General features: G+C 34.0%; 12 protein-coding genes. 2 read left to right on the top strand and 10 right to left on the bottom strand.

What is annotated here, in order from left to right; translation table 11 throughout:
* Window positions 1-2: 2 nt before the first annotated feature.
* Complete coding sequence (gene ligD / locus ACSV4D_RS16760; protein WP_439229169.1) at window positions 3-2,540, top strand: DNA ligase D; 2,538 nt, start codon at window positions 3-5, stop codon at window positions 2,538-2,540.
* Here the strand turns inward: ligD and ACSV4D_RS16755 are convergent.
* Together ACSV4D_RS16755 and ACSV4D_RS16750 are read right to left on the bottom strand one after the other, a co-directional pair.
* The gene (locus tag ACSV4D_RS16755) at window positions 2,537-3,307 is read right to left on the bottom strand and encodes a non-homologous end joining protein Ku (protein WP_408082220.1); all 771 of its coding nucleotides are present in this window, start codon (window positions 3,305-3,307) and stop codon (window positions 2,537-2,539) included. The two genes, ligD and ACSV4D_RS16755, sit on opposite strands and share 4 nt — an antisense overlap.
* A 102-nt stretch (window positions 3,308-3,409) precedes the next feature.
* A complete protein-coding gene (locus tag ACSV4D_RS16750) occupies window positions 3,410-4,174 on the bottom strand; it encodes an XRE family transcriptional regulator (RefSeq protein WP_408082221.1) in 765 nt (254 codons plus the stop codon).
* A 94-nt stretch (window positions 4,175-4,268) separates the two neighbouring features.
* On the opposite strand from ACSV4D_RS16750, the gene ACSV4D_RS16745 reads away from it, so the two are divergent.
* On the top strand, window positions 4,269-4,895 hold the full coding sequence (locus tag ACSV4D_RS16745; RefSeq protein ID WP_408082222.1) for an alpha-ketoglutarate-dependent dioxygenase AlkB family protein: 627 nt from the start codon (window positions 4,269-4,271) through the stop codon (window positions 4,893-4,895).
* Window positions 4,896-4,903: 8 nt separating this feature from the next.
* Here ACSV4D_RS16745 and ACSV4D_RS16740 read toward each other — a convergent pair whose 3' ends face one another.
* The 8 genes from ACSV4D_RS16740 to ACSV4D_RS16705 all read right to left on the bottom strand — a co-directional run bounded on the left by ACSV4D_RS16740 (window position 4,904) and on the right by ACSV4D_RS16705 (window position 14,139).
* Window positions 4,904-5,590: a glycoside hydrolase family 130 protein gene (locus ACSV4D_RS16740; protein WP_439229168.1), complete on the bottom strand. Its 687-nt coding sequence runs from the start codon at window positions 5,588-5,590 to the stop codon at window positions 4,904-4,906.
* On the bottom strand, window positions 5,587-5,961 hold the full coding sequence (locus ACSV4D_RS16735; protein ID WP_439229167.1) for a hypothetical protein: 375 nt from the start codon (window positions 5,959-5,961) through the stop codon (window positions 5,587-5,589). Before ACSV4D_RS16735 ends, ACSV4D_RS16740 begins: the two co-directional genes overlap by 4 nt.
* A 211-nt stretch (window positions 5,962-6,172) precedes the next feature.
* Entirely contained in the window at window positions 6,173-6,961 is a 789-nt protein-coding gene (locus tag ACSV4D_RS16730) for a 4'-phosphopantetheinyl transferase family protein (RefSeq protein ID WP_439229166.1), read from the bottom strand.
* Window positions 6,939-10,937 (bottom strand): non-ribosomal peptide synthetase, encoded by a 3,999-nt coding sequence (locus ACSV4D_RS16725; protein ID WP_439229165.1) that lies wholly within the window; start codon window positions 10,935-10,937, stop codon window positions 6,939-6,941. Before ACSV4D_RS16725 ends, ACSV4D_RS16730 begins: the two co-directional genes overlap by 23 nt.
* Window positions 10,938-10,996: 59 nt before the next feature.
* The gene (gene fbp / locus ACSV4D_RS16720) at window positions 10,997-12,010 is read right to left on the bottom strand and encodes a class 1 fructose-bisphosphatase (RefSeq protein WP_408082226.1); all 1,014 of its coding nucleotides are present in this window, start codon (window positions 12,008-12,010) and stop codon (window positions 10,997-10,999) included.
* Window positions 12,011-12,147: 137 nt separating this feature from the next.
* Window positions 12,148-12,315 carry a hypothetical protein gene (locus tag ACSV4D_RS16715; protein WP_408082227.1) on the bottom strand — a complete coding sequence of 56 codons (168 nt, stop codon included), beginning with the start codon at window positions 12,313-12,315 and terminating at the stop codon, window positions 12,148-12,150.
* A gap of 17 nt (window positions 12,316-12,332) precedes the next feature.
* The gene (locus tag ACSV4D_RS16710) at window positions 12,333-13,733 is read right to left on the bottom strand and encodes an exopolysaccharide biosynthesis polyprenyl glycosylphosphotransferase (RefSeq protein ID WP_408082228.1); all 1,401 of its coding nucleotides are present in this window, start codon (window positions 13,731-13,733) and stop codon (window positions 12,333-12,335) included.
* Window positions 13,723-14,139, bottom strand: coding sequence for a hypothetical protein (locus tag ACSV4D_RS16705; protein ID WP_408082229.1), 417 nt, complete (start codon window positions 14,137-14,139; stop codon window positions 13,723-13,725). The genes ACSV4D_RS16710 and ACSV4D_RS16705 overlap by 11 nt, the downstream gene beginning before the upstream one ends.
* Window positions 14,140-14,141 lie beyond the last annotated feature (2 nt).

The following is a 14,141-nucleotide window of genomic DNA, read 5'->3' as shown; positions in this document are numbered from 1 at the left end:
GCATGTCATTAGATAAATACAATCAAAAACGTGATTTTAAACAAACAAAAGAACCAAAAAGAAAAATAGATCAGTCTGAAAATGAGCTGCTGTTTGTAGTACAAAAGCATGCAGCTTCTCATTTACATTATGATTTCCGATTGGAATTAAATGGTGTATTAGTGAGTTGGGCGGTACCCAAAGGTCCTTCGATGAATCCGGAAATAAAGCGTCTGGCCATGATGGTTGAAGATCATCCGTACAGTTATAAAGATTTCGAAGGTAATATTCCGGCGGGAAATTACGGAGCAGGAAATGTTATAGTATGGGATAACGGAACCTATACTGCTGCTGATAACACTACATCACCTGAAAAAACATTAAAAGAAAATTTAAAGAAGGGACGTTTAAGCTTTATTTTAAAAGGTAAAAAGTTAAAAGGAGAATTCTCTTTAGTAAAACTCAAAGGGAAACAGGAAAACGCCTGGCTGTTAATCAAAAAGAACGACAAATATGCTTCTGAGACTGATATTTTACTAAAAAATAAGTCCGTGATTTCTAAAAAAACTTTAGAAGACTTAGAAAAAAAAGCAGAGAAAACCTCAACTGCAGCTCCCGAAAAAAAGAAACCTTCAAAAGCTGCGGTAAAATCGAAAGCTGCGGTTTTTATAAAACCCATGTTAGCCGCCAGTACCGAAAAGCCTTTTGATGATGAAGATTGGGTATTCGAAAATAAATATGACGGCTACAGAACTATTGCGGTTATCAATTCTGATGAAATAAATTTATGGAGCAGAAATCAACTTTCTTTTAATGAAAATTTTGAAACTCTTATTCCTGAGTTAAAAAAAATAGAGCATACCGTTGTTTTAGATGGCGAAGTGGTAGTGGAGAATAATGAAGGAAAGGCAAGTTTTCAGCTGCTGCAAAATTACCTTAAAACAGGTACAGGAAATTTAAAATACTATGTATTTGATATCCTGAATCTGGACGGAAACAGCACCTTAAAACTAAATTTACTGGAGCGGAAAGAATTGCTTAAAATACTACTCGATAAGCATAAACTATCCCATGTTTTTTATTCCGAACACACCGCAGGTAACGGAATTAAAGAATTTGAAAGAGCAATTAAAAATAAAATTGAAGGCATTATAGCAAAAAAAGCAGACAGTATTTATCTGTCAGGCAAAAGAAGTAATGACTGGCTGAAAATAAAAATTGTACAGCAGGAAGAAGCGATTATTATTGGACTAACAGAACCTAAAAAGTCCAGAAAAAATTTTGGTGCTTTGCTTTTGGGACAATACAAAGGCAAAAAATTACAATTTATCGGGAAATGCGGTACCGGTTTTAGCGATGCAACTCTGAAAGAATTGTATGAAACATTACAGCCTTATTTTACCACTGAAGCTGTAATCACTGAAAATATAGCGCTGCGCGATAGCATTCAATGGGTAGAACCCAAACTGGTATGTCAGGTGAAATTTACCGAATGGACTGATGATTTGCATTTAAGACATCCTGTTTATCTGGGATTAAGAACGGATAAAAATGCTTCAGAAGTACTTTTATCTACCAAAAGTAAAACCGTAACAACTGATAAAAAGAAGATGAATAAAGCGGAGGAAGCAGCTGAAACAAAAAAGGATTATGATTTAAAAATTGGTAAAATAAAATTGCATTTAACCAATCAGCATAAAATATATTTTCCTGAAGACGGTATTACTAAAGGCGATATTGTGCAGTATTATAATGAAGTGGCCAATTTTATTCTGCCTTACCTAAAAAATCGTCCGCAATCCATGAATCGTTTTCCAAACGGAATTAATGCCTCCGGATTTTATCAGAAGGATGTAGATACAGATAAAATTCCGTCCTGGTTAAAAACAGAAAAAGTATATTCAGAATCGAATGATAAACACCTGGATTATCTCATTTGTAATAATAAACAAACGTTGTTATACATGGCCAACTTAGGCTGTATTGACATTAATCCGTGGAATTCAACTATAAAAAAACCAGAAAATCCGGACTGGCTGGTTATTGATATTGATCCGGCTCAACATAAATTTGAAGAAGTTGTGAAAACGGCACTAGCTGTTAAAGAAGTAATGGACGGACTCGAATCTGATTGTTATTGTAAAACCTCAGGTGCTACCGGATTGCATGTATATATTCCGTTAGGAGCGAAATATGATTATGAGCAGATTAAAATATTAGCCGAACTTTTAGCAATAGAAATTCATAAACAGCTTCCGGATATCACTTCTTTAGAAAGAACTATCAAAAAAAGAAATCATAAAATCTACATAGATTATCTTCAAAACCGCAGAGGACAGACACTGGCAGCGCCATATTCTGTACGCCCGGTAAAAGGAGCATGGATATCTACACCACTGGAATGGAAGGAGGTCGATGCTAAACTCCATCCGTCTCAATTTACAATCAAAAATATCTTGAAACGATTAGAGAAAAAAGGAGATTTATGGCGTCCGGTTCTTGGAAAAGGAATAAATATTAAAAAGATTTTGACATTATTGGAAAACAGAAAAAAAGACTAAGATGATTTTTTATTTTCCAGACTTGCTTTAAGCATACTCATTAAATCATCACTTTGCTTATGCACCACTTTTAATTTTGATGGCTTTTGTTTTTTGCCTTTGGCTTTATTTTTTATTATTTTTAAAAGCTTGGCGGTATATTCATCTTTAAAATTGCTAATATCAAATTCTTCCGTGAGCTGATCTATTAACTTGGTAGCCATGTCCATTTCTTTAGTTTTTCGTTTAGAAACAGCAGGTACCTTCAACTCCGATGTTTCTCTTATTTCCTGAGCAAAACGGATTCTGTTTAACAAAATAACATTCTTGTAAGGTTTTAATATGGCCAAGCTCTCTTTATTGCGTAACACAAAACTGGTCACACCTACTTTTCCTGACTTGGCTAAGGCATCGCGTAATAATCCGTAAGCTTTCATTGCACCTTTATCAGGTTCTAAATAATAAGGCTGTTCATAATAAATACTTTCTATTTCTTTTTCGAAAGCAAAACTCTGAATGTCTATCGTTTTAGATTTTACGGCATCAGCAGCTTCAAAATCCTCATCTTCTAATATTATATAGTTGTCTTCTAATTTATAGCCTTTTACAATATTAGAATACGCCACTTCTTTTCCTGTATTTTCATTGACGCGTTTGAATTTTATATTGGCATGGTCTTTCTTATCCAGCATATCCATATCCAGACTGCTTTCCTGTACAGCTGAAAATATCTTAATAGGAATATTAATCAGACCAAAACTAATCGAACCCGTCCAAATCGCTCTCATATTCTTTAAATTTAGGTTATTTATAAGCCTTAATTAATCCTTTACAAGATCAAAAAAAACACTCTAAATTAACTTACAGGATTATACGGGAAGCTTACAATATTATGTTGTACTTTTAATCGTATGAATGTCTTTTTTCAGTTCTAAAATCATCGATTTAAGGCTTTCTATATCATTTGTTTCATATTTTTTATCGCTTCTGCCAATGTTACAGGTGTATTCCCAAATTTCTAAAATATCAGATACTTTTACTTCGTAATTAGGATAAAAGTTATTATCAGATTCTAAAACCAAAGCATTTTTTTTATTTTTATTCAAACGTTTGTATACCATTCCTTCACTTTTTGTAATCAGAATATAGGTTTTCCCGTCCTGCACTTCCCCTAAATTTTCGACATAACGTCCTATAACAATACTTCCGTCTTCATGAGGCGGCATTGAATCCCCTTCAATAGGAAAACCACGGTGTTTGCCAGGACCTAAAAAAGGAAGCGAAATTTGCTGTAAATTCTCAATATATTCCGGGTCTGCATATCCGTTTAGATAACCTGCTTTTACTTTTTGTGTTACTACTTCGATGAAATTTTCACCTGCCTGATCTACTTGGATAGGTAAAATCAGTCGGTTGTTTTCCAGTTTTAATAAATCCTGAATATCAATTTTACGCACATCTACAGAAAGTAATAAATCAATACTGAGATGAAAATAATGGGCTATTTTCTTTAAAATATTATACGGAGGTTCGGAAGTCCCGTCTTCATATTTAACATACCTGCCTCTGGTAATTTGTAAACTCTGTGCGATTTTTTCCTGAGAAATTTTATCTTTTGTTCGAAGCGCTCTGATATTATCTGAAAATAAAGACATCGTGAAATTGTTATAATTTGTAACATCAAATATAATGATTTTTGTTACAATCTGTATTAATTTTGTTTTTAACTAAAAAATAAATTTACTTATAATGAAACTTTTTAATGATACTGATTTATTCTTCTCAGGACAGCGTGGTAAAATTGTTTATGATTTACCGGATACAGAATTGATTCTGATTGATAATTTTTTCTCTAAAGAAGAATCAGACCGTTATTATAATCTATTACTTCATGAAACAACATGGAGAGAATACGAAATGGAAATTTTTGATAAAACAGTCAAAGCTCCCAGAATGATTGCCTGGTACGAAGACAAAGAAAATACAGCTTCTAATGAAAATGATCCGGACTGGACACCAGAACTTTTAACAATCAGAAAAAAGGTAGAAAAAGAAACTGCCCTTGATTTTAATAGCGTGTTGCTAAATTTATACAGAAACGGCAATGACAGTGTTGCCTGGCATAGTGATAAAGAAGCTAATTCAGGTCCCAACCCTGTTATTGCTTCGGTCACTTTTGGAGAAACAAGAATGTTCAAATTGCGCCATAAATTTCGAAAAGATATTGCACCGCTTGAAATTCCGTTACATCATGGTACTTTCCTGCTTATGGCAGGAACTACTAACAGTTTCTGGCAGCATCATGTTCCTAAAACATCCAGAGAGGTATTGCCACGGATTAATTTAACTTTCAGAAGAGTAAAGCGAAAAATATAATGTACTATTTAAGTTTCATCAAAATGCAATACCGACAGGATTTGGGCAATAGAAAAATGAGCCCCGCAAACAAATTCATCGGCGGCACCATAATAAATGGTAAGAATATCCCCGTTTACAATATGACCATTGGTAAAAACTACCTGACCAAAAAAACCCTGAAGTTCATATTCCTGCGTGGGAACCATTATGGGATCAGTTGTTCGCGCAATAACTTTTGAAGGATCACTAAGATCCATCAGAAAAGCTCCCAGACAGTATTGATTTTCGGCATTTGCACCATGATAAATTTCGAGCCAGCCCTGTTCTGTTTTAATTGGAGCTGCACCGGCTCCTACCCTTGCACTGTCCCACATTTTGTTGCGGGTTTTCAAAATACATTTATGATTGCCCCAGTGAATCCCGTCCAAAGATTCAGCAAGCCAGATATAATTGCCCCCAATTTGCGGACTTGAAGGACGATGCAGTGCATAGAATTTGTCATCGATCAATTCTTCAAAAATAGCACAGTCCTTATTATGCGGAGGTAAAATCATTCCTTTGTTATCAAAATTTTTCCAGTCTGTCGTAGTACGCAATCCTACTCCCACTCCATTTTCAGAAACTGCCGTATAAGTTAAATAGTAAGTTTCTTTTATTTTACTTACTCTGCAATCTTCTATTCCATATCGCTCCAGCAGACCTAAACCTGTCAATACAGCATTATCGGCAGGTTCCTGAAATGGATTCCATCATCACTGTAAAGTAATCGTAAATGCGAAAGTGTGGTGAGATAATCCACTTCTTTATACTGAATTACCCGGGGATCAGTCGCAACTAAATCAGGATCATTAAACGGAATCTCAGTAATTTCTGTTTTTCCCTGTAACGTTAAAACAGGAAAAGACACCATTCCTTCTTTTTGTATTATTCCTTCAGCTACACGTACCAGCAGCCAAACCTTATTCATATACTCAAAAACACCGGGATTTAAAAGACTAATGATTTGCAGCTTCCTGTTATCGGATTGCAAATCTTTTGGCTTTAGCAGCGGATTTTCAGGAAAACGACGGGCAATATCAGTCATACTTTTATAAATTAAATTGTTTCTCAGAAAGTTATAAAAACTTATGCGATTTTCTTTATCCTTTTTTCTCTATATAAAAATATAAAAAACTATGTAACAATACATTAAAACCATTTCAGAAAAAGAATATTGTATAAAAACAAAAAAATCTCCGTTATGGAGATTTTTTAATTCAGAGTCAACAGATTCCTGCAGTCATTCAGACCAAGCTTTAATTATTGATCATTTTCCGTAAAAGATTCATATCATTTGGTACAGTATAAATAACTACATCTTTAGAAAATGACGCAGAAAATTCACAAGCTATTGCTCCCATGTAATGATCAGAAATATTAAAATTACATATGTGCCAGTTAGTAGTGGTACTTGCTATTTCTGCATTAATAATATGCTCACCATCAGAACACGGAATATATTTAAAATTATCATTGATTCCTGTTCCCAACCCTTTTACAAGGGCTTCTTTTCTTGTCCAATAGCTGTAAAACATTTTTTTCTTATCCTTAGAATTATGAATTGCTGTTACTTCCTTATCTTCAAAAATTTCCGAAATAAGATTTGTAAAGGGAAAGTCCTGCGATATGTACTCAATATCAATTCCGAGATTTCTTCGAGAAACTGCAATCACTACATAGTCTTCAGAATGGGAAATATTAAAATGCAGCCATGGAGTCGATGCCAGATATGGTTTTTTGTACAAATGATAATCAAACTCCATTTTTTTTGCATCTGATTTAGTATAAGCGGCAAGAATAATTTTTAATATTGATCTGTAAACAATGAATTTATAATCTGATTCTAAATATAAATTATTAGGTCTGTACAGTTCCTTTGAATTCAGGTATTCAGCCAAATCAGATTTTAAATCTGTAAAATCAGGCAGATAAATGGAATAAATGTGAATAGCATTTTCATCTAAATAAAACTTTTCAGGAATTAAGGCAAGCTTTTTTATCTTTAAAAAAGAAATGAGCAGTTTAGCAGTTTGTGTGTTTTTCATCTAAAATCTGTTGCAGCATTCTTGCCAGAACTTTATCATTTGGAGGTGCCGTAATACCCAGATGATTTCCTGTAATATTATGAATTTTCACACCACTTAATGCAGCTTTTTTCCATCCTAAATGATTGGGATCTAATTTATAATTTTCATCGTCTTTTGCTCTAAATAAATCTACTTCAAAAGACTGAGGAATCAGATGATAGCGATTTACAATTTTGTCAACCATTTTATCGGCTTCAATAAAATGTTCAAGGGCTAATTGCTCTTGTTGAGTCATATTATCTTTTAGTCCTAAATATTTTTTTTGCAAATATGTTTTTTTAGTATTGACACGCACTTTTAAAGCTTCCCAGCTGGTCAGCATTTGCTTTAAATAATCCAGACGCCTGTAAGTACGGTCATAATACCTGATCATCTTTTTTTGTACAGGAGAAGCATAATAATAGGAAGAATCTACATATGTGTCTAATGCAGCAATAAGACTGACTGTTTTACCCTGATTTTTAAGCTGACGGGCAATTTCAAAAGCTACAATACCTCCAAACGAAAATCCGGCAATAGCATAAGGACCTTTAGGATTGACTTCCATAATTGATTCTATATATCTGGACGCCATATCCTCAATGGATTCAAACCAATTATTATATCCATTAGAACTTACTCCCTGAAAGCCATACACCGGCTGATCCTCATCAAAATGGTTAATAACATGTGCAAAATTTAAAATATTAAGTCCGGAGCCATGCACTATAAACAATGGTGTTTTGGTTCCGTTTGGTTTTAGAGGCACCAGATAATCTGAGGAAATCTGACTTTCTAAGTTTATCAGTTTAGCAAATTTTTCAACAGTCGAATGTTGGAACAAAGCAGAAAGAGGAATCCGTATACCGGTCTTTTTTTCTATTTCGACCATTACATTTACAGCCATGATGGAGTGGCCTCCCATTTCAAAAAAATTACTAAAAATATCGATACGCTCTTTTTTTAAACTTTCCTGCCAAATTTCGGCTACCATTTTTTCTTCATCAGTACGTGGTGCTGTATAATTTTCATTGATCTCCGCATCTGATTTATATTCTAATAAGCCTTTACGATCCACTTTGTCATTAAGCGTTCTGGGCATTTTGTCCAGAATATGAAAAACATGCGGTACCATAAAACCGGGTAATTGTGAAGATAATTCGTTTCTCCATGACCTGATTTCCTCTGTTTCTTTTAAAATTTTATATTCCGGTACAATAAAAGCAACAAGAATATCTTCTTTCGCTAGCACAATGGCTGATTTAATTCCTTTAATAGCCATCAGGACATGTTCTATTTCGCCAATTTCAATACGGTGTCCGCGTACTTTAACCTGATGATCAATACGTCCCAGACACATTACTTCATTGCTGGGCAGCAATTTGCCTAAATCTCCCGAAAGATACATGACAGCATCTTTTTTATCTGAAAAAACATTAGGAATATACTTTGCCGCAGTTAATTCCGGTTTTCCTAAATATCCCTTTCCTACTCCGTCTCCTCCGATAGCTATCTCTCCAATAGTATTAGGCGGTAACAGTTTTCCTTGTTCATCTACAATATAATATTGCATATTAGCAATTGGAGCCCCCACAGAAATTATCGTTTCTTCATTTTTTATATGCTTGCACGATGAAAAAATAGTTACTTCGGTAGGACCATATAATGTCCACAATTCATCACTTCTTTTTATCAGTTCCTGCGCCAGTTTATGAGGCAGAGGTTCTCCACAGCATAATATTTTTAAAGGTAATTTTTTTGTCCATCCCGCATCTAAAAGCATTTGATAAGTAGTAGGCGTAGCAACAACAAGTGAAATTTTTTCTTTGTCCAGCATTTCATGGAATAACCTGCCATCACTTGCCGTTTCGTGTTCCGGAATAACCAGAGTAGCTCCTTTAAACAAAGGGAAAAACAATTCAAAACTTGCAATATCAAAAGAAATAGTAGAAATAAAAGGAAGTCGGTCTGTTTCTTTTATCCCAGGCTCAATTTGTAAAGAAAAAAACAGGTTTACTACATTTCTGTTCGATATCTTAGCACCTTTTGGCTTTCCTGTTGATCCCGAAGTATACAGAAGATATAAAATATTTTCAGGGTCAACACTAGTTTCCAGTTTTGTTGACGGATATTGATGTAAGGATTGCATCGCATCATCAATCAAAATTGTATTAGAACATTTGGGCAGTGATAATGACAAAACTTCACTGGTCAGCAAAAATTTAGCTTCAGAATCCTCCATCATGTACTCCACACGTTTAATTGGATATTCATGATCTAAAGGTAAATAGGCCGCTCCACATTGAATAATGGCTAAAATAGCATATACTAATTCAGGGCTTCTCGGATAGGAAACGGCTATATAATCTCCGGATTGTACACCATGTGCCACTAAAAAATGCGCAAACTGATTTACTTTTATATGTAAATCCTTATAAGTTATTGCCGTTTTATTAAATTCAATGGCTATATTATCAGGTGAAATTTCCGCCTGCTGACTTAACAATTCAGATAATGAAACGTAAGGATAGGGAGCTTCGGTATCATTCAGTACTTTATAATCTTCCAAATAATCTTCTTTTAAAAGATCATTTATTGGACTTTCGTGACTGGATACTAATTTGGTTAATATTTTTTCAAATGACACCATCATTTTGTTTATTGTTTCTTTTTTAAATAATGAAGTATTATAAGAACATTGCAGTGTAGGTTTATTGTCAGACATGCAGGCATGCAGATTAATTTCAAATGAGGAGTAAGCAGCAGGGTTAATTTCAAACTCATAATTCAGCCCTATAAATGAAAACTCTGTTTCCATATCCCTGATTAAATCAACCGTTAATGTAACCGGTATCATAGGAATTCTTGAAGAGTCGCGGGCAATTGAAAGTTTTTGAAGTAAATGTCCAAAACTATGCTGGTTGTTTATGTAAGCTTTTATTATCTGAGGATACCGCTGTTTTAAGTATTGTAAAAAGCTCACGTTACCGTCTACCTGACTACGCACAGGAAGCAGATTTGCACAATCTCCTATCAAATTTTTCATATCATACCTCCTGTTTCCTGAAACGGGAAAGCCAATTATTAAATCTTTTTGACCGGTATGTTTACAAAGAAAAACTTCAAAAGCGATAAGAAAAGTAGTCGCCAGGCTGCAGCCGGCACTGTTTCCCAATTGTTTTAAAGAATTAATCAGTTTTATATCAACAGAATAATCAAAACGTTTACTGTTATAAGTCCTTAAAGCGGGTCTGGTATAATCCAGAGGTAATTCGACTTGAGGAACAGAATCTTTATAGGTATTTAACCAAAAATCTTCTGTTTGCTTATAATCCTTATCCTGAGCTAACGAATTTACTATTCGTGCATAAGCACTAAACCGTTCCGGAGCAGTGAGTTTGGGAATTGTTTTTTCAATGAATGCCGAGTAAAGAATGCTGAGTTCTTCCAGCATGATTTTAATACTTAAACCGTCGCCAATGATATGATGATAGGTCAAAACCAGCATATTTTCTAATTCGTCAATTTTAACTAATTTCAGTTTGAATAAAGGACCTTTTACAAGATCAAAAAGAGTATTTACTTCATCTGAAATGATATCTGACTTTGCAGTTTCTTTATCATTTTCAGTAAAATAAGAAATATCTGCATGAGCTATTTCTATTTTTAGATTCTTGTAAATATTCATACCTATTCCATCAGAACTAAAAGTAGCTCTCAACGATTCATGTCGCTGAACTAAAGTATCTAAGGCATATTCTAAAGCTTCTACCACCAATTTACCATCAAATTTAATGGAATAAGAGAGGTTGTTTGCTTTATTTGCATCATCACCTCCAATTAAACAATCGGTCCAGATTTCTAATTGAGTATTTGTTGTTTGTATTACGCTTTCAATTTCGTTGGAAAGCAAATCCAATTCAATTGTATTCGCTTCGGGTAATAGTTTTTTCATAAGCTACAGTATTGGTTAATAATTTAGTCCATTAGTCAGACGCAATAGTTTTTAATAAATCAAACTTTATGAAGTTTAGATTTAGCTATAAATTCTTCAACTTTTTCCACCATCTTGATACTTCCGCTATAAAAGGGTACCCTTTGATGTAAACTTTGAGGTTCTATCTCCATTATTCTGGACTTTCCGTCAGATGCTTTGCCTCCGGCTTGTTCAGTTATAAACGCCATAGGATTGCATTCATATAAAAGCCGCAGTTTGCCGTTATTGGATCTGGTATTGGGATACAAATAAACACCACCTTTAAGCATGTTTCTGTGCATGTCTGAAACCAGACTTCCTATATATCTTGAAGTATATGGCCTGTCTTCTCCTTCTTGCCTGCAATACCTGATAAAATCCTTAATTCCTTCGGGGAAATGAGTATAATTTCCGTCGTTTACAGAATATATAGTGCTTTTTTCAGGGAATTTAATTTTAGGATGAGAAAGGTAAAAGGTTCCAATGGCGGGATTCAGCGTAAATCCGTTAACGCCATGACCTGTAGTGTAAACAAGCATTGTCGAAGTTCCGTAAATAACATATCCTGCTGCAACCTGATTGATACCAGGCTGCAGAAAATCTTCTAATACTACCGGAGTTCCTATCTCAGATATCCTTCTGTAAACAGAAAAAATCGTCCCTACAGAAACATTTACATCAATATTAGAGGAACCGTCTAAAGGATCCATTAGCAGGATATATTTATTCGTGTTACTGTTATCACTTCCCTGAACGCTTATAAAATCATCATTTTCTTCAGAAGTAATACCACAAACAATCTGTCGGTTAATTAATGTTTCAATAAAAATATCATTTGCATACACATCTAATTTTTGCTGGTCTTCCCCCTGAATATTTTTACCTCCTACACCTCCTACAATATCTACTAAACCAGCTTTATTAACTTTATGACTAACAACTTTTGCAGCTAATTTTATGGAGTTAAAAAGTCGGGACAGTTCTCCGGAAGAATACTTGAATTCCTGTTGATTTTCTATGATAAACTCACCTAATGTTTTATTACTTTCCATATTTAGTTTAGTTTTAAGTAGCCTAATGAATGTTAGGTGTAAAGGATTTTAAACTTATTTTTTTTCTGAAGCAGCTGATATTGAATGTGGCAGAGACAAATTAAAATTGAAACGGGTACCATAATTGCAATAGCCTTTTATGCAACTTTGAATTTTTTAATTCTGTCATTCAATTTTAAAATCCTGTCCAGTTGTTTTTTTTGAATTGTATATTTTGTGTAGTATTTGTACAATTCTTTACCAATAAAAAAGGCACTTACAGAAACTCCTGTAAGTAAACCAATGAAAAAATAAGTAGTGTTCATAATTTTAAGTTTTAAGTTTAAAAAGCGTTTTCATCACCTTTTAACGTTACAACAACCGTTAAAATGCATATTTTAATATCAGTAATAATACTCCATCGTTGTACATAATCGATGTCTGTATTGACACGTCGTTTCATATCAGATACTTTTTTAGTTTCTCCTCTAAGACCGGTAACCTGCGCCAACCCTGTGATTCCGGGTTTTACAAAATGGCGAACCATGAAATTATTAATATGACTATTATAATCTGTAGTATGTTTAATCATATGGGGCCGGGGTCCTACGACACTCATTTTACCCATCAATACATTAAAAAACTGAGGCATTTCATCTAAACTGGTGCGACGAATAAATCTTCCTATAGGAGTGATTCGGGAATCGCCTCTTTTAGCCTGTTGCGCTTCATCTCCCATATCGGTATACATACTCCTGAATTTGTAACACCAAAAAGGTTCATTCTTTTTCCCTGTCCGCATTTGTTTAAACAACACAGGACCTTTACTTTCTCTTTTGATAAGAAAAGCTAATAATGGATACAGCCATGATAAGATGAAAATAATCACCATCAGACTAAATACGATATCAAATATTCTTTTAGCCAGGCGGTTATAAGCATCCTGAAGCGGTTCATAACGAGGCTTTATAACATGAAAATTATTTAAGTTCGTTGAGCTGAAATGTTTTTTTGAAATGGATGAAAAATCAGGAATAAACTTTAATCGCATACAATGCTTGTCACCCAGCTCAAAAAAACTATTCAGATCAGATATAAAATCTGGCTTGCATACAATGTACAGTTCATTGATATTATCTTTAGAAGCGTTATCAATAGCTTCAGTAAGTGCCTGAGTAAACTCTTCCTTAGAAGAATAAGTAACCGGATTATTTTCGTTAAGTATGCCTACAAAATGAATAAAAAAGGAATTGGTTTCTAAATAGGAAGCCAGTTGAATACTGGTAAGATTAAATCCCCAAATGGCAACGGTAAAGCGTTTAAAAACCCATTCTTTAATTTTTCTGATAATCAGGGTAAATATCGTTCTGGATAATAAAAAGTAAAATAATAAAAAACTCAGCTGAATTAAATTGGCTTTACTTTCAAAAAAATAAGAGATATCATCCTGAAAAATATAAATGTAAATGTGCCATAAAATTCGCTGGGTCAGAAAAGCACGCCAGCTGTTACGGAAAAAGTGTTCCAGACTAAAAAGAACATCAATTTTATACAGTTTAAAATAAGATACTGAAAATAACCAGCTCAAAACCGTTATTGGAATCATTTTATTCAGAAATAAAGTATCCCAACCCAGGCTTTCTTCTGTGGCAAACTTTAAAAAAATCAAAGTTGAAAATATCATTGCCGACATATCTGCAATGGCACAGGAAATTACAAACGTAAATTTGTGTCTATTTCGCATTTTTAAATCGTATTTTGTTAAATAAATTATAAGTAAAAGCTCCTACTGAACTTCCTATAATTGCAAAATAAATATCCATCAAATCAGGATTTCTGCTTTGGATTAAAAATTGCCCTCCTTCGGCAATAAAAGCTACAATTCCAGCAACACCAAGGTTTTGTATAAAAATAAAATTGGCGTTTAAATCTGTTTTGTTAAAGTTCGTTATCTGTGAATAAGCCGCCAGAAAATACCCGAAAGGAATAAACGGAACACCGGTACGCAGATTGTAATTTCTATTACTCCAGTCCAAAAGCCATTTGGGCAAATAAGCCTCAGATTTCATATTAGGATCCGGTAACCAGGAATAATAAAAAACTAACAAACTCACTACCAACAGTGTAAAAAGGATCGCTTTTTTTTCCATAT

The sequence above is a fragment of the Flavobacterium sp. ARAG 55.4 genome (assembly GCF_051846875.1).
GTDB classification, from domain to species: Bacteria; Bacteroidota; Bacteroidia; order Flavobacteriales; family Flavobacteriaceae; genus Flavobacterium; species Flavobacterium plantiphilum.
The sequence above is the reverse complement of the archived record's forward strand: the minus strand, read 5'-3'. Positions and strand labels throughout refer to the sequence as shown.